General features: G+C 68.1%; 14 protein-coding genes and 5 pseudogenes. 12 read left to right on the top strand and 7 right to left on the bottom strand.

From position 1 onward, the window contains the following. Window positions 1-17: 17 nt before the first annotated feature. Window positions 18-1,391, top strand: coding sequence for an RICIN domain-containing protein (locus tag ACWD26_RS00895; RefSeq protein WP_451264796.1), 1,374 nt, complete (start codon window positions 18-20; stop codon window positions 1,389-1,391). A 65-nt stretch (window positions 1,392-1,456) separates the two neighbouring features. On the opposite strand, the gene ACWD26_RS00900 is transcribed toward ACWD26_RS00895, so the two are convergent. Further along, a complete protein-coding gene (locus ACWD26_RS00900) occupies window positions 1,457-1,624 on the bottom strand; it encodes a hypothetical protein (protein ID WP_451264798.1) in 168 nt (55 codons plus the stop codon). 347 nt (window positions 1,625-1,971) lie between these two features. Between ACWD26_RS00900 and ACWD26_RS00905 the strand changes: the two are divergent. The 7 genes and pseudogenes from ACWD26_RS00905 (at window position 1,972) to ACWD26_RS00935 (ending at window position 7,015) form a co-directional block, all read left to right on the top strand. Next, window positions 1,972-2,197 (top strand): annotated as a pseudogene (locus ACWD26_RS00905) (GlsB/YeaQ/YmgE family stress response membrane protein). A 663-nt stretch (window positions 2,198-2,860) separates the two neighbouring features. Next, on the top strand, window positions 2,861-3,064 hold the full coding sequence (locus ACWD26_RS00910) for a cold-shock protein (protein ID WP_023586116.1): 204 nt from the start codon (window positions 2,861-2,863) through the stop codon (window positions 3,062-3,064). Window positions 3,065-3,405: 341 nt separating this feature from the next. Beyond that, window positions 3,406-4,514: pseudogene (locus ACWD26_RS00915) on the top strand (DEAD/DEAH box helicase); the annotation flags it as partial. A 543-nt stretch (window positions 4,515-5,057) separates the two neighbouring features. Further along, window positions 5,058-5,663, top strand: a complete 606-nt coding sequence (locus tag ACWD26_RS00920; RefSeq protein WP_323377619.1) for a dihydrofolate reductase family protein — start codon at window positions 5,058-5,060, stop codon at window positions 5,661-5,663. A 163-nt stretch (window positions 5,664-5,826) separates the two neighbouring features. Continuing rightward, window positions 5,827-6,240, top strand: a pseudogene (locus ACWD26_RS00925) (helicase-related protein); the annotation flags it as partial. A 90-nt stretch (window positions 6,241-6,330) separates the two neighbouring features. After that, window positions 6,331-6,690, top strand: coding sequence for a CBS domain-containing protein (locus ACWD26_RS00930; protein ID WP_451264801.1), 360 nt, complete (start codon window positions 6,331-6,333; stop codon window positions 6,688-6,690). Window positions 6,691-6,739: 49 nt separating this feature from the next. Beyond that, complete coding sequence (locus ACWD26_RS00935) at window positions 6,740-7,015, top strand: SCO5918 family protein (protein ID WP_451264803.1); 276 nt, start codon at window positions 6,740-6,742, stop codon at window positions 7,013-7,015. A 129-nt stretch (window positions 7,016-7,144) separates the two neighbouring features. On the opposite strand, the gene ACWD26_RS00940 is transcribed toward ACWD26_RS00935, so the two are convergent. Both ACWD26_RS00940 and ACWD26_RS00945 read right to left on the bottom strand, forming a co-directional pair. Next, window positions 7,145-7,501, bottom strand: a complete 357-nt coding sequence (locus tag ACWD26_RS00940) for a hypothetical protein (RefSeq protein WP_451264805.1) — start codon at window positions 7,499-7,501, stop codon at window positions 7,145-7,147. A 66-nt stretch (window positions 7,502-7,567) separates the two neighbouring features. Further along, a pseudogene (locus tag ACWD26_RS00945) lies at window positions 7,568-7,943 on the bottom strand (ATP-binding protein). Between the two features lie 1,313 nt (window positions 7,944-9,256). On the opposite strand from ACWD26_RS00945, the gene ACWD26_RS00950 reads away from it, so the two are divergent. After that, window positions 9,257-9,595, top strand: coding sequence for a MerR family transcriptional regulator (locus ACWD26_RS00950; RefSeq protein WP_451264807.1), 339 nt, complete (start codon window positions 9,257-9,259; stop codon window positions 9,593-9,595). Between the two features lie 598 nt (window positions 9,596-10,193). Here the strand turns inward: ACWD26_RS00950 and ACWD26_RS00955 are convergent. Beyond that, a pseudogene (locus ACWD26_RS00955) lies at window positions 10,194-10,484 on the bottom strand (IS1380 family transposase); the annotation flags it as partial. Between ACWD26_RS00955 and ACWD26_RS00960 the strand changes: the two are divergent. Genes ACWD26_RS00960 through ACWD26_RS00970 form a run of 3 tightly spaced genes read left to right on the top strand, consistent with a single transcriptional unit; the run spans window position 10,474 to window position 11,348 of the window. Then, the gene (locus ACWD26_RS00960; RefSeq protein ID WP_451264809.1) at window positions 10,474-10,623 is read left to right on the top strand and encodes a hypothetical protein; all 150 of its coding nucleotides are present in this window, start codon (window positions 10,474-10,476) and stop codon (window positions 10,621-10,623) included. The pseudogene ACWD26_RS00955 and the gene ACWD26_RS00960 overlap by 11 nt on opposite strands. Before the next feature lie 38 nt (window positions 10,624-10,661). Continuing rightward, entirely contained in the window at window positions 10,662-11,018 is a 357-nt protein-coding gene (locus tag ACWD26_RS00965) for a hypothetical protein (RefSeq protein WP_451264811.1), read from the top strand. A 3-nt stretch (window positions 11,019-11,021) separates the two neighbouring features. Further along, window positions 11,022-11,348 (top strand): hypothetical protein, encoded by a 327-nt coding sequence (locus tag ACWD26_RS00970; RefSeq protein ID WP_451264813.1) that lies wholly within the window; start codon window positions 11,022-11,024, stop codon window positions 11,346-11,348. A gap of 1,108 nt (window positions 11,349-12,456) precedes the next feature. Here ACWD26_RS00970 and adh read toward each other — a convergent pair. The 3 genes from adh to ACWD26_RS00985 form a co-directional block, all read right to left on the bottom strand. Next, window positions 12,457-13,980 (bottom strand): aldehyde dehydrogenase, encoded by a 1,524-nt coding sequence (gene adh, locus ACWD26_RS00975; RefSeq protein ID WP_451264815.1) that lies wholly within the window; start codon window positions 13,978-13,980, stop codon window positions 12,457-12,459. Window positions 13,981-14,124: 144 nt separating this feature from the next. Beyond that, window positions 14,125-15,399: a GAF domain-containing protein gene (locus ACWD26_RS00980; RefSeq protein WP_451264817.1), complete on the bottom strand. Its 1,275-nt coding sequence runs from the start codon at window positions 15,397-15,399 to the stop codon at window positions 14,125-14,127. Between the two features lie 97 nt (window positions 15,400-15,496). Continuing rightward, window positions 15,497-16,096: an N-acetylmuramoyl-L-alanine amidase gene (locus ACWD26_RS00985; RefSeq protein WP_451264819.1), complete on the bottom strand. Its 600-nt coding sequence runs from the start codon at window positions 16,094-16,096 to the stop codon at window positions 15,497-15,499. Window positions 16,097-16,145: the final 49 nt, after the last annotated feature.

Consider the following 16,145-nt stretch of genomic DNA (forward strand, 5'->3'; position numbering starts at 1 on the left):
GACGAAAGGGTGAATCGATGAAGACCTACGGTGCGGCTTCCCCCGCCCCTCCGCGCAGACATCGCTGGTGGTCCCGGGTCGCCGCCCTGGTGGCGGCGACCCTCGCCATCGGCATGCTCGCCGCGGTGAATCCGACGCCCGCCGAGGCGGCGACGGTGGACACCAATGCCTGGTACGTCCTGGTCAATCGCAACAGCGGCAAGGCGCTGGACGTCTCCGGCACGTCCACCGCCGACGGCGCGCGCGTCGGCCAGTGGACGCGCAGCGACGGAAATAACCAGCAGTGGCAGTTCGTGGACTCCGGCGGCGGCTTCTACCGCCTCAAGGCCCGGCACTCGGGCAAGGTTCTCGACGTGGCCGGCGCCTCGACCGCGGACGGTGCCGCGATCCAGCAGTGGGCCGACCACAACGGGGCCAACCAGCAGTTCCGCCTGTCCGACTCCGACGCGGGCCACGTCCGGCTGATCAACCGCACCAGCAGCAAGGCGGTGGAGGTCCAGGGCGCCTCCACCGCCGACGGCGGCAACGTCGTCCAGTACACCGACTGGGGCGGCGCCAACCAGCAATGGCAGATGATCAAGCTGTCGTCCGGTGGTGGCGCAGGCGGCTGCGGCAGCGCCCCAACTCTGGCGAGCGGTACGCACACGATCCAGAGCGGCGGCAAGAGCCGCAGCTTCATCCTCAGGGTTCCCGCCAACTACGACAACAGCCGCCCCTACCGGCTGATCTTCGCGTTCCACTGGCGGGGCGGAACCGCCGGCGACGTCGCCTCGGGTGGCACGAGCGGGAGCGCCTGGTCCTACTACGGCCAGCAGGAACAGTCGAACAACAGCGCGATCCTCGTCGCCCCCCAGGGCCTCGGCAACGGCTGGGCCAATTCGGGCGGTGAGGACGTCACCTTCGTCGACGACATGATCCGGCGCATCGAGGGCGGCCTCTGTGTCAACCCGGCACAGCGTTTCGCCACGGGATTCAGCTGGGGCGGCGGCATGAGCTACGCACTCGCGTGCAGCCGGGCGAACGTCTTCAGGGCCGTCGCGGTCATCTCCGGCGCTCAGATCAGCGGGTGCAGCGGCGGCAACCAGCCCATCGCCTACTTCGGAATCCACGGCATCAGCGACTCCGTCCTCAACATCGGGCAAGGACGGTCCCTGCGCGACAAGTTCGTCAGCAACAACGGCTGCACCCCCCAGAGCCCGCGCGAGCCCGCGCCGGGCAGCCGAACGCACATCACCACCACCTACTCGGGCTGCCGTGCCGGATACCCGGTCCAGTGGGCCGCGTTCGACGGGGGCCACATACCCGGTCCGGTCGACGGCTCCACCGGCGAAAGCGGCGTCGCCACCTGGACCAAAGCAGAGATCTGGAGGTTCTTCGCACAGTTCCAGTGACACCCGCACCACGGGGTGGAGCCAGGTCCAGCCTGGCTCCACCCCGTGGACGTCTGCCCTGGGCCCTAGAAGAAGCCCAGCTTCTTCGGCGAGTACGACACCAGCAGGTTCTTCGTCTTCTGGTGGTACACGGCCTCGCCCACCTCTGACCTGCGGCAACGGATGGAATCTCCTTGCGGATAGCTGAGTTGGTCCGCACCTGGTCCGGATCTTGGTGCGCGGTGCCAAGTCATGCCCGTGGTACTACATGGCACATGTCGTAGAACCCGGCCACGGGCGTCCAGTTGGTCCAGGGTGAGCGCGTAAGTCCAGGTCAGAGCCTTGTGACGTGAGTGCGTCCGTGGGGTTGGTGACTCGCCTGTGATTGCTCGTGACACGTGAGGACCCTCGTCGGCTTGCTCCGGCGAGGGTCTTGCACAGACGGGGACCGCGTCCGCACGCCGATGGCAGCCGAGGAACGGGCACGCGCGCATGGTCTCGTCCTGCGGGTTCCAGGAAGGAACCGGTATCCCGAGACGAGGGTGCTCTTTCGGAGGGGGACAGCGGCTCAGAAGAGAACGCTGGAATTGCCGGGTGATTGATGCCGGGCAAGGACCCGGGCGGGCATCATCATCACCATGCTCATCGGCATCGTCGGCGGTCTGCCCGGCGGCTGGCTCGGCAAGGTCATCTTCGGCGTCGACTCCATCGACGGGTTCTTCGATCTCTCCACCTGGATCGCCGCGATCGCCGGCTCCGTCATCCTGCTCGCCCTCTACCGCCTCGTCACCGGCAACCGGCATTCGCACCATCACCCGACCCGCTGAAGGCACAACGCCTCTGGACAGCTCGTGCCTGGCCCAGGCCGGCTTTCAGGTGCTGGGCGACGCGGACAGCGGGGTTCCGGGGCTGCGGGTGACCGAGGTGTCTGCGGGCGCTTTGGTCAGCTGGACGGCCTCGGGCGGGTTCACCGCGCTCGCCCGTGACCAGGCAGGCCGTGCTGCAGACCGCAGTAGGAGGACTGCTGGTCCACACTGCACACACCGTCACCGACACGCCTGATGGCGGTGGGCGTGGTGGTGCTCGCCGAAGCGGCCCTGCCACGAGGCGACAGGGCGAGGCGCAGCTGCGTTTCCTTGGCGCAGCGGCGGCTTTTCGCGCAGCGTGCCGATTGACCACCCTTCCTGAGGCGTTTGAACGCCGAGTGAATCAATATCTGTTCCCGAGGGATCAGTTTTTGGGGGGCCGCGCAGCGGGGGTTTTTGTCGCGAAGAGCAGAGCGGTATTATCCAACGTGCACGGGCCGTTCCGCGTGCTACTGTCTATCTCAGTTGCAGTTGTGGTTCCCAAAACTTCGAGTGCCCCCCGCCAGGCTTCTGCCGGTCGGGAGCACTTTTGTATTTCCGGTCATTTCCGGGCGGGGTAATCATCGCGGCGACACGGCGTCCGCGTGGTGCGGACGCCGATGTACTGCCCCAAGGAGATATGACATGGCTGCTGGTACCGTGAAGTGGTTCAACGCGGAAAAGGGCTTCGGCTTCATCGAGCAGGACGGTGGCGGCGCCGACGTGTTCGCCCACTACTCGAACATTGCCGCGCAGGGCTTCCGTGAGCTGCTCGAGGGCCAGAAGGTGACCTTCGACATCGCGCAGGGCCAGAAGGGCCCGACGGCCGAGAACATCGTTCCGGCCTGATGCTCGCGCTCAATCCGTAGCTGGGGCCCGCATCCTTCGGGGTGCGGGCCCCAGCTGCACGCGTATCCCGCAGCCGCTTTCACCCGCGGGACGACCCGGAGGAATCCGCAGTAGGCATCACAAGCGGTTCCTCCCTCAGGGCGCAGACGCATCCTGAAGAGCTGCACCGCAGCCGGCGCCCGGATCTCAAGGTCCTTATCGCGTCACCCATTTCAGCACCTGTGCCCGATGTTTCCTCCAGCCAGATCTGCTTTCTGTTGTCACCGGTCCATACCTGTAATTCTCCATGCCATTCATCCAGCGGAATTCCTTGATATGTGCCACATCGAGGAAGGTTCCGCATGAACCGCACGTACACGAACGACCGCTCCGCCCGCTCCCGTGACGGCCGTGCCGACGCTGGAAGGGGCGGCGGTTACGGCTCACCGGCACCGCGTCGTACCGGCGGGCCCGTGCGCTCCGGCGGTTACGGCCGCCGGCCCAACGCGGTCCAGGGCGAGTTCGCGCTGCCCAGGACGATCAACCCTGCGCTGCCCGCCGTCGAGGCGTTCGCCGACCTCGGCATGCCCGAGCAGCTCCTGGCCGAACTCGGCAAGCAGGGTGTGACCGTACCGTTCCCGATCCAGGGAGCGACGCTGCCGAACTCCCTGGCGGGCCGTGACGTACTGGGCCGCGGGCGCACCGGTTCCGGCAAGACCCTCGCCTTCGGCCTCGCCCTGCTCGCCCGCACCGCTGGACGGCGTGCTGAGCCCCGCCAGCCGCTCGGGTTGATCCTCGTACCGCAGCGTGAGCTGGCGCAGCAGGTGACCGACGCGCTCACACCGTACGCCCGCTCCGTCAGGCTGCGGCTGGCCACGGTGGTGGGCGGGATGTCGATCGGCCGGCAGGCCGGCGCGCTGCGGGGCGGGGCCGAGGTCGTCGTCGCGACGCCCGGACGGCTCAAGGACCTCACCGACCGCGGCGACTGCAGGCTGAACCACGTGGGCATCACCGTGCTGGACGAGGCCGACCAGATGGCTGACATGGGCTTCATGCCGCAGGTCACCTCGCTGCTCAACCAAGTGAGTCCGGAGGGGCAGCGGATGCTGTTCTCCGCCACCATGGACCGTAACGTCGACCTGCTGGTGCGCCGCTATCTGACCGACCCCGTCGTGCATTCGGTCGACCCGTCGGCCGGTGCGGTCACGACGATGGAGCACCACCTCCTGCACGTCCACGGCGCCGACAAGCACGCCGCCACGACCGAGATCGCTGCCCGCGACGGCCGCGTGATCATGTTCCTGGACACCAAGCACGCCGTCGACCGGCTGACCCAGGACCTGCTCAACTGCGGGATGCACGCCGCCGCGCTGCACGGCGGCAAGTCGCAGCCGCAACGCACCCGCACACTGGCGCAGTTCAAGACGGGGCGCACGTCACCGTGTTGGTGGCAACCAATGTCGCGGCGCGCTGATGGTGCTCTTTGAGCACCCCCTGCTCAGGGGTGTCCCCACAGCTGCTCGCGATTCTCCAGCTGTGGAATGACCTCCTGGGGCAGGGGCCTGTTTGTCCTCGGCTGATGATTAGGTCTGGTTCGCGATCCGGCGGCCGAGCTGTTCGAGGAACTCCTGCAAGCTGGACGCGGTGACCTCGGAGCGGGGCCGTACTCACGGAAGTGCTCCGCCGCCGTCGCACGTGAGTGGATGAAGCACCCGCTGTCGACGTCGGGCAGCGAGGCCTCACCGATCACCCAGTAGAGCGGGGTGGGCCGTTCGCGGGTGGGGCTGAGCTGGGGCTATGACAGAACTCAAACCGCCGTTCCCAATCATGGAGATCATTACCCGACTGCGTGCATAGCGCAAGCATGTGGGCCTCGGGCCCTCCGAAACAGTGCCGCTCCGCCGACCTGATCGGCTGCAGCGTCATGGGCTTTCTCGTTACTCCACAGCGCGGCCGATGAGTTTGTGGCTCCCGGCCGGTCCAAGCTCGTGACACCCTAGGAAAGGACACTGCCATGTCGGAGCTTCTCGTCGACTTCATCACCTCCCTCGACGGCTACGCATCGGGAGAGGGATGGCCCGGGTTCTGGGGCCTCGAGGGCCCGGAGTACCTCGCATGGCTTGGCGAGCAGCCCGAGGCCACCTACCTGATGGGAGCGAACACCTACCGCCTGATGTCGGGCTTCGCCGCAGGCGAGGTCCCGAATGGCCAGGACGAGTTCAGGCCCGAAGAAGAGGCGTCCGTCGACGAGCTCACGCAAGCGTCCAAGGTGGTGTTCTCCTCCTCACTCGAGGAGCCACTGACGTGGGCCAACTCCACGCTTGTCCGTGACGACGCCGTCGAGGCGGTCCGCGCCATGAAGTCGAGTGGCTCGGGGCTCCTCAGTACGATCGGCAGCCTCAGCCTGTGCCGGTCCCTGCTACGAGCCGGACTCGTCGACCGCTTCCGGGTCGTGATGTTCCCGGTGATCACCGGGGCCACGGGCGAGGAACGTATCTACGACGGCTATCCGGACGTTGCCCTCGAGATGATCGAGCACCGCACCTTCGACGGCCGCATCCAGCTGGTCGAGTACAAGCCCCGCGTGCTCGAGCACCCGCCGCTCGGCGTCCCTGCGTGACGTCGCCCCATCCGCCGGTATGGGCGGCCGCCAGGCCGGCGCCGGCGGCTTCGGTCGCTGGGCCCTCACACGCGCTCTTCACTCCCCAGATTCGCCACACGCTTCAAGACGCAACGAAGTGGAGGGAAGACCGTCCCTGGCCGATTTCAGAGATCCTCATCAGCGCGGCATCCACGTCGACAATCTCGACCTGGTCGTCAACGTCGATCCGCCGACCGACCACAAGGACTACCTCCACCGCGGCGGCCGTACCGCCCGCGCCGGCGAGTCCGGCAGCGTCGTCACCCTCGTCACACCGAACCAGCGCTGAGGCATGGTCCGCCCCATGGCGGACGCCGGAATCCGGCCGCAGACCACCCAGATCCGCTCGGGGGGCGAGGCCCTGAGCCGGATCACCGGCGCCCAGGCCCCGTCCGGCATCCGGGCTGGAGGACGGGGCCGAGGTCCGGCCGGTCGTCATCACCGCACCGGTGGCCGAACGCCCCAAGCGCAGCGCCTCCTCCCGAGGTCGACGCCGCCCCTCCTCGGCTACCCGGCGCACCCCCGACGCCAGTCCGTCCTCGACGCGGTGGCCTAGAACCTTCGTGACCGTGAAGCTGACCCATCTCTACAGGAGGCACCTTTTGACACTGGTCAGACGCAGCCCCGCCCGGCGGACGCCGACCCGATGCACAGGACGGCGGAGGAGGTCATGGACGCGGCCGGACCGAAGGTCTGTGACGACATGAGCGTCGAGGTGGCGCTGGCCGTCATGGCCGCCGCACGCTCGGGCCGACTGGTCGTCTGCGACCAGGACGAACAGCGCATCGGCCTGGTGACCCGAACCGACCTCACCGCCGTCCGCGAGAGCGGCGCTCACGCGGACCGCGTCCGCCTGCGCGACATCCTCGGCGACCACGGATCGTTCGCCTCCCCCGTGACCACGATGGGCGAAGCCGAGCACGCGATGCGCTCCCGACGGCTCGGTGCCCTGCGAGTCGTAGACGAGCAAGGCAGCGCCCCGGGCATCCGCGCCCTCTCCCGCTGAACGCCTCGCCCCTGGTCGGACCGTTCTTCCCTTCTCCCTGTGAGGCCACATGCGCTGCGTCATCGCCCGCTTCCCCTTCGAGCTCACCAAGGGCGGAGTGCTGGAATCGATGAAGGGCATCAAGCCCGAACCGGTCACCGGAGAATCGGTGATCATCGGCCGCCACTACCCCGTGAAGCAAGTCGGCCAAGTCATCACCCGCCAGGACCGCCGTGACTTCAGCGCCGCCGAAGTCCTCCGGGCCATGACTCAGCTCGGCTTCACCTGCCGCGCCCTTCCCAAGGCCGCGCCTCTGGGCATCCCCAGCTCGCTGCAGCACGCCTGAGCGATGCTCGGCCCCCCGTGACGGTCTGACCGGGTAAACAGGCACAAGCCGACATCTGACCAGCAGTGTGGGCCCGACCGGTACGCCGGTCGGGCCCACACTGTGTGCAGCGGTTGCCGTCGCCGGCGCTCAGTGGTCGGAATAACTGAAGTCGCCCACGGTCCAGGCGCTGACGTCCTCGATCGCAACCCGGTACATCCCGCCTGTCTCCGGGATCCCCATAGCGCCCTGCAGGATCCGGGCGACATGGAAGTGCAGATGCGTAGGCGGCCCGTTCGTCGCGGGAGTGTTGAAGACAGCGGCGAACTCGCCCAAGCGGGCGGAATCCGTCAGTACCTCCGAGACCCTCTGTCGCCACACTGCTTCGGGAGCCAGCCGACCGGTGATGACAGCACCACCGGTGACCACGGTCAGGGACATCTGATTGCTTTGGCCGGACTCCACCAGGGCGGCGAGGTCAACCAGCAGTTCGTCAGGCTTCGACACGAGGCAGATTATATTCACCGGCCGTCCGGCTGCTTGAGCGGTGACGCTACCAGGCAAGGCAGGCGCTCATGGTCTCTTGCCGCCGGAGGCCCGGCGGGTGACCGTCGTGGTGTGGGCGAGGCGGTTGACCATGGGCCAACCGAAGCCCCCCGGTGCCGGTGTTCAGGTCAAGGGTGCGCATGCGCGGCGCATGCCGACCGCCGTCGTGGACGGCCACCTCGATGGCGTCGGGGTGCGCAGTCAGTTCCAGTGTGCAGCGGCCCCCGTCGTGGCGCAGGGCATTGGTGACGAGCTCGGACACGACCAGGACAACAGTGTCCGCTGCGTCAGGGGCCACGGCCGGCTGCCGCAAACCTTCGAGGAAGGCCCGCGCCGTATCGCGTGCGTCGGCAACGGCCGTTGCGGAACGGACAGCTGCGGTGTCGGCAATCACCATGATCATCAGGGTCACCCTGGTCTCTGGATCGTCCATGCCCTGCCCGTGCCTACCCACCCCCTGTGCCCGCCTCTCACCCGCCGACCCCGCAGAGCCACAGCGCTTGGCCGAAGGGGGGTGAGGACCACAGTCGACGCATGACGGCACCTGCTGCCGTGAGCCCGTGTCTCGGCAGCCCACGGTCTGCTCGGGTCGGGGGCCGTGCGGGGTTCGAGCAACCGGCCCATCCGCGACGATGCCACCGGCTGGGCGAGCACGAGAGAGTGGCCGCGGACGAGGAGGCAGATCCTCGTCACGGCGCTGAGGTGGCAGCAGGAGCGTCGACCCGCAGATCGCGGCACCCGAGTGCACACTTCTACGAGCTGCTCGATCATCCCGGGATCGTCGAGGGCGGCGCAGACCCTCGTGCCGTTCTTCGCGAGACGCAGTGTTGGCCGCTGCCCGCCGACGGTAGCCGCGGCGCGGTCGGCGACGTCACGCCCAGCCCGACGTGCTGCGCGGCGGTAGGGCACTGTGAGCGCCGGACTGAGCCTCGGAGCTGCTTGAACCACCATGGACCGGTCGAGGCGGATCACTTCGTCTTCGAGCGCGCGAAAATCTATGTCAGCTAAAGTAGACATTGGGCTGCGGTGTGGTTAAAGATTCTCTCGTAGCCGAGATCGAGCGAGGCCCGGCAGACATGAACTGCCGGTCAGCAGTGCAGCAGTTGCAGTTCGTAGGACGGTGCGGTGGTGGAGTTCCGAAGCCAGAGCGGTTGCAGGACGGCGACGGGACTGACGACCGGACCGGGTGGCCCGCTGATCAGGGGCCGCCATGAGCAGTACCGCAGTGGCAGTACCCGTAAGTGCAAGTTCGCAGTACCCAGCAGTGAAGTCAGTGAGCAGTACCTCGGTGAAGGCGTCGGCTGCGGGCGCGCGCACCGGGAGGTTCGGCAGTGGGGTTCTAAGCCAGAGCAGACGCAGGACGGGCGACGGGGCTGGCTGCCGAAGAGTGGCGCTGTTCGAGGCCACCAGCAGTTTGCGGTACCAGCAATTCGCAGTTTCCGTCAGTGAGTAGTTGATCAAGAGGGAGAACGGAGGAGCCGAGCGCCATCAGGATCGCCCGGGTGGAAGTCTTGGACCCGGGTACCGCAGGACATCGACAGTGAGGTGGTCTTCGGTCAAGCAACCGCGATCCCCGCGCCCCCGACAGCGTCTCGGTCGGGTCCGCGGAAACAGAGGGCCGGTGCAGTATCAGGGCCGGCAGATGGTGTAGTTCCTTCGGGGCCCTGGTGCCAGTACGGCGCCAGGGCCCCTCGGCGCGTTCCACAGAGAGGTGCAATGACAGCAGACGACACGTTCGGCCGTCTCGACGACGACGATTACCCCGCCTACACCATAGGCCGGGCCGCCGAGATGCTCGGCACCACACAGGGCTTCCTCCGCGCCATCGGCGAAGCCCGCCTCATCACCCCACTGCGCTCCGCAGGTGGCCACCGCCGTTACTCCCGCTACCAGCTGCGCATCGCCGCCCGGGCCCGGGAACTCGTCGATCGGGGCACCCCCGTCGAGGCCGCCTGCCGGATCGTCATCCTCGAAGACCAGCTCGAGGAAGCCCAGCGCATCAACGCCGAATATCGCCGCGCCGCCGAATCAGCGAACCCGACGGCAGCAGCATGAGATCAGCGTGCCTGTCAGCGTCGGCGGGCACCGCACGCACGGTCTCGTGTGCGGCGTGATCACTTCCTATGGTGACGCGGCGTGTGGGCGTGCAGCGTCTGCGTCAGCTGTCGTGGTTCGGAATTCCCTCTTGCCCGCGCCTCTGGTGTGGGCGTTTTGCTGTGCTGTGCCGCAGGGACCAGGGCGATCACCTCCGTCTGCCACATGGAGTGGATGTTGGAGGCCGCGGAGATCGAGCTGGAGCGGCGGGTGATCGCGCGGGAGGAACTGGTCGAGGCCCTGGCTGTGTCCGCCGCCGGGACGACTGCCGTGACCGAGGCGGAGCAGGAAACGGCGTGCTCACCGGTGCCGGGCTCGACGGTGCAGCCATGGCGGGACGGGCTGCCGGTGACGGTGCTGGCACCGGACTACCAGCGTGAACTGAACGGGTTCGGACGCGTACAACAACGACAACAGGGCCTCCAGGAACCGCTCGGAATGGGGTCGCACCCCCGAGCTACCAGGAGGCCCTGCCTTCATGCGCCTACACCGGGAAGATCACCCCGGCGGGAAACCTGTTCGACCCACACGTTCCATGATCGGTTGAGATACGGCTTCTGAGTTCAAGCCAGATGGTGTTGACGTCGAAATGGCGGGAGGGGAAGCGGCCGAAGCCAGTGTTCTTGCCGCACCGGATGTGGTCCTCGACGGTGGCGTGTCCGCGGTGGCGGACCTCAAGGAGCTGTGCGGAGCCGCCGCCGGAGTAAGGGATATCGGTAAGGAATACCTGGTGCCCCAGGCCCTCGTCGTGGTCGAACAGGGACAGTTGGGCGCCGGGGTGCGGTCGTTCGCGCCGCACGGTGATGCGGGTGCCGACCGGGTAACCGGCGAGGTCGACCATGCCGGTCACCCAGCTCGATGACCTCCTCGGCGAGCGATCCAACCAGACGAGGGTCGTCCTCGGCACCCCCGCGACCGGAGTTACCGACATCGGTGACAGCCTGCGTACGGTCGCCGGACGCATCGTCGACTGGAAGCTGCCCCCGTAGGCAACGCACGTGTCTACCGACAGGAAATCACGGGCGGAGTGCCGCGTGAGCGGCGAGTCGTCATCAGCGACTTCGTCAACTACCCAGCACGCCCGGAAGTCTGCCGGGAGGCCGTCGACCAGGCCGAGACACTGCTGCCCGGCGCGCCGGGCGTGACTCGCGCGGTCGTCCTCATTACCGACCCCACCCAATTGGCCCTGTGGCGGCCCCTATTGACGGGCGCCGAACGCACAACGGCTGCTCCCGTCGTGCTGCACCGACACGACCGCCGTACTCTGCGCGTCTGGGCCCAGCGTGTAGAGATGTTCCACACAGAGGACCGCCTGGACCGCCTCTACGGACTGACCGGTGGCTGGCCGCTCCTGGTGGACCGCGCCCACCGCCTGCACGGCTAAGTAGTGGACTCCGACGAGACGTTGCGCCGCTTGGGAGGCCTGGGCACGGCTCGGGCCGAGGCCCGCGCATTCGCGGAGGCGACGGGCCTGTACGCGGACCCGATGCTGGCGACGGGGTACCAGGCTCTCGCTGCGGAGTTCAAGGACGATCCGTCCGACCTGGAGAGCGCGGTGACCGCCGTGGCGGTCCAGGCCGGATTCGAAGATCAGGACGAGAACGAGGCCCGGTGGATCGTCACCTGCTTGGACACCCTCCAGGTCTTCGACCGCGAGGACGGCCAGCAGAGACTGGAACCGCTGCTCCGGGAGTGTCTGGCGCTCCAGAGGTGACTGACACGGCGACGTCCTCGCCGGGTTCGGCGCGACGAGGACGTCACAGCGGCAGAACGCCCTGCACACTGGAAACGTGGAGGGCGCTGCAAGCGATACCCCAGTCGGTCAGTAAGACCCGGCCCGGCAACAGGTGGCTGTCGCTCAGCGTCAGAGCGGCGAGTCGGCGGGCGCGGGTGGGGGCGATGTCGAGGACGCGCAGCGCCTCAGCGGTCTCCGGGCCGGCCCCGTCCGGCGCTTCCCGTCGTCCACGTCTTGATCAGCAGGTCCGAGCGGTCGTCCGGCTTGCTGGTGCTGGTGCTGGTGCTGGTGGGCGGCACTATGAGACCAGGACGGCGTCGGCTTGACGTCCCGGCACCGCGTTGAATCGTGCCGGATCGCTGGGCAGCTGTGCGTCCCCCTGTGGGATCACCGAATCCCGACGAGTTGCCGAGCTGGGGCCTTGGTACGCATGCCGTGCTCCCCGTTAACTCGACGGCGAGACGGACAGCTGCGAGAGTTCCGCGCTACCGTCCGGGACCACGCCGATGGCCTGTTCAGGCGCGACTTCATGCGTCTCCGTCCGAACAGGCCTTGGGCGGCGAACTCTCATTGTGCTGTCCCCTAGTCCGGCCAGCGGCCCACTGTGGCGCTGGGGGCGACAGAGGTGCGCATCGTCTGCTACGACCCAACTGATTGTCTGAGGCTGTGCCGCACAGTGTGTGTTGTTCGCCGTGACTCGCAACGCGCTGCAATACACATAGGAAGCGACGGCTCAAAGACCGGTACCAGTGCCCCGGCCCGTCTTTTCCGTCACTCAGGCCAGCCCTCTGAGCAGCGCTTCATCGGGTCCGAGCCATGTCTGGGCGTCCAGTACGGGGGCGTGTGACAAGCATGGAAGGGCCGCCCGCTCTTGATCTCCCCGGACGGGTTGGGGCATTAGTCGCCACCGTCCCGCCGAGGTTGGTCAGGCCAAGCGAGTCCGCTCCTTGGTCCGTGACTGGTCCGGAAGATCCGCCTCAGGCATAGGCGTATCGGGATAAAAAGGCCAGCCCGGGAGTGGTGTGACGCGTTGGCGATGGAGGCGCCTAGAGGGCAAAGGCCCAGCTGGGCGCCCACTTCAGGCGCCCTAGAAGAACCCAAGTTTCTTGGGCGAGTAGCTACAAAGAATGTTCTTCGTCTGCTGGTAGTGGTCCAGCATCATCTTGTGGGTCTCGCGGCCGATGCCCGAGCCCTTGTAGCCGCCGAACGCCGCGTGCGCGGGGTACGCGTGGTAGCAGTTCGTCCAGACGCGGCCCGCCTGGATGGAACGGCCCGCGCGGTAGGCGGTGTTGGCGTCCCGCGTCCAGACACCCGCCCCGAGGCCGTACAGCGTGTCGTTGGCGATCTTGATCGCGTCGTCGAAGTCGTTGAACGCGGTGACGGAGACGACCGGCCCGAAGATCTCCTCCTGGAAGATCCGCATGCGGTTGTCGCCCTCGAAGATCGTCGGTTGGACGTAGTATCCGCCCTTCAACTCGCCGTCGTGCTCGATGCGTTCGCCCCCGGTGAGGACCTTCGCCCCCTCCTGCCGGCCGATGTCCAGGTAGGAGAGGATCTTCTCCAACTGGTCGTTGGAGGCCTGGGCGCCGATCATGGTGTCGGTGTCCAGCGGGTGCCCGGTCTTGATCTGCTGGGTGCGGGCGACGGCCGCCTCCATGAACTCGGCGTAGTGGCCGCGCTGCACGAGCGCCCGCGACGGGCAGGTGCACACCTCGCCCTGGTTGAGCGCGAACATGGTGAAGCCTTCGAGGGCCTTGTCACGGAAGTCGTCGTTCGCCGACCACACGTCGTCGAAGAAGATGTTCGGCGACTTCCCGCCGAGTTCGAGGGTCACCGGCGTGATGTTCTCCGAGGCGTACTGCATGATCAGACGCCCGGTCGTCGTCTCGCCCGTGAACGCCACCTTCGCCACCCGCGGGCTCGACGCCAGCGGCTTGCCCGCCTCCACCCCGAACCCGTTGACGATGTTCACCACACCCGGCGGCAGCAGATCCGCCACCAGGCTCAGCCAGACATGGATCGACGCCGGGGTCTGCTCGGCCGGCTTGAGTACCACCGCGTTGCCCGCCGCCAGCGCGGGCGCCAGTTTCCATGTCGCCATGAGGATCGGGAAGTTCCACGGGATGATCTGGGCGACCACACCCAGAGGCTCGTGGAAGTGGTACGCCACCGTGTCGTCGTCGAGCTCCGCCAGCGAACCCTCCTGCGCCCGGATCGCCCCTGCGAAGTACCGGAAGTGGTCGATGGCGAGCGGGATGTCGGCGGCCAGCGTCTCGCGCACCGGCTTGCCGTTCTCCCAGCTCTCCGCGACCGCCAGCTTCTCCAGGTTCGCCTCCATCCGGTCGGCGATCTTCCGCAGGACGTCCGACCGCTCGGTCACGGACGTACGCCCCCACCCGGGCGCGGCCGCGTGCGCCGCGTCCAACGCCCGCTCCACGTCCTCACTCGTGCCCCGCGCGATCTCCGTGAACGGCAGCCCGTTCACCGGGCTCGGGTTCTCGAAGTACTGCCCCCGCGCCGGCGGCACGTACTCACCCCCGATGAAGTGGTCGTAGCGCGCCTCGTAGGAGACGACCGCGCCGTCCGTACCGGGTGCTGCGAAACGGGTCATGGATACCTGCCTCCCGGGAAGTGCCACCCGCCCTTGGGCAGCTCTCGCGAGGAGGCTAGAAATCCGAAAGTTGCAACGACGTTGCGGCGCCCCCCTTACGCGAGCAGCTCCTCGATGAGACGGGGCTCGGCGCCCGGGCACTGCTCAGGGGCACCGAAGCCGCCACCCCGGTGGTGCCGTCAGTTCCGACTCCAGTTCGCGCAGCCGCGCCCGTACCGCCGGCGTCGGTCGCACCACCGCGAGGGCCCGCCAAACGTCCAGGTCGTCCTCACCCCACGGCGCGTGCGCCCACTCCGCCAGGAGGTCGGGGTCGCGGCGGCCGATCAGGGCCGCACGCAGCCCCTCGGCCAGCCTGTGCCGCAGCCGTACGACCGCCGGGGCCTGCGAACCGGGCAGCAGCGGACCCCCGTACGACGCCACGGCCGCAGTGATCGCGCCCGTCTCCAGCCTCCGTTCCACCACCGCCACATCGGACTCCACCGCAACCGTGAGCCGGTACGGACGCGAACCCAACAACCCCGGCCCGAGCAGCCGGCGCAGCCGGGCCAGTTCGGCCCGCAGCGTCACCGGTGTCACCGACTCGTCCTCGTACAGCGCGCACAGCAACTCGTCCCCGGACAGCCCTTCCGGGTGCCGGGCGAGCAGCACCAGGATCTCGCTGTGCCGACGGCTGAGCCTGATCTTCCGTCCGCCGACGAGGAGTTGGGCCTCGTCACGGCCCAGAGCGGCCAGTTCGAGGGCGTCGGGTGAGGCTGGGGGAGGGGTGAGCAGGGCGAGTTGGGACTCCGCCGCCCGGGCCACGGCCTGGACGAAGCCCAGGCTGTGCGGATGCGCCAGGCCGTCGCCGCCGGTGATGTCTATCGCCCCGAGCACTCGCCCGGTGCGCGGGTCGTGCACGGGCGCCGCCGCGCACGTCCACGGCTGCACCCGCCGTATGAAGTGCTCGGCCGCGAACACCTGCACGGGCCGGTCCAGGGCGACCGCCGTGCCCGGAGCGTTCGTACCGACCGCGGACTCCGCCCAGCGCGCCCCCGGCACGAAGTTCATCCGGTCCGCCCGCCGTCTCGTCGCCGAGTCCCCTTCCACCCACAGCAGTCTGCCCTGTGCGTCGCACACCGCCAGCAGATGCTCGCCGTCCGCCGCGAACGTGCCCAGCAACTCGCGGACCAGCGGCATCACCCGCGCCAGCGGATGTTCCGCGCGGTAGGAACCCAGGTCACCGTCCGTCAGCTCCACCCGCGCGGTGCCCTCCGGTCCGACACCCGCCCGGGCCGAACGCCGCCACGAGTCGGCCACCACGGAACGCACCGGTCGCGCCACCGTTCCCTGCTGGGTGAACGCCTCATGGGCGCGGCGCAGCACCCGCACTCGTTCGACGGGGTCGGCTCCCGGTTCCAGAGCCACCCAAGGATCGGTCAACTCGGCCTCCCGGAAAGGCGTGCACAGCGGGAACCATCGTCACGCCGGACGCACGCCCCGACAAGCCGCGCGCCCCCGCTTCCCGGCTCGCGTCGCCTCAGACGGCGTTGACGAGACGTATGTAGCGAGCCCAGTCCCAGTGCGGCCCCGGATCGGTGTGGTCGGTGCCCGGGACTTCGTGGTGGCCGATGATGTGGGCGCGGTCCTTCGGTATGCCGTACCTGCCGCAGATCGCCGCGGTGAGTGCCGCGGACTGCTCGTACATGGCGCCGGTGAAGTACTCGGGCCGGTCCACCCAGCCCTCGTGCTCGATGCCTATGCTCCGCGCGTTGTAGTCCCAGTTGCCGGCGTGCCAGGCGATGTCGCGCTCACGCACACACTGGGTGACCCGGCCGTCGGTCGACCGGAGGACATAGTGTGCGGAGACCTGCTTCGCCGGATTCCAGAAGACGGGCAGGGTGTTCTTGTACGTCGTCTGCGTCACATGGATGATCACCAGGTCGACGAGTCGGGCGGTCGGATGGTCGGCCGCCGTGTAGTTGGCCGGGCTGGCCGGCTCCCATCGGGCGGGCTTGTGGTCGACGACCGGAGACCGCGCGCCGGCCCGGGGGCTCGGGAGCAGGGCGTAGGGGATCGCGGCGAGGGCGGTGCCCTGCAACAGCCGTCGCCTGCTCGGCAACGGCCTGGATCGCTCCATCTGGGTCTGCCTTTCCGGGGAAGGGGAATCCTCTCGGACCTTGTGCTCG

This window comes from Streptomyces sp. NPDC002787, assembly GCF_053592095.1.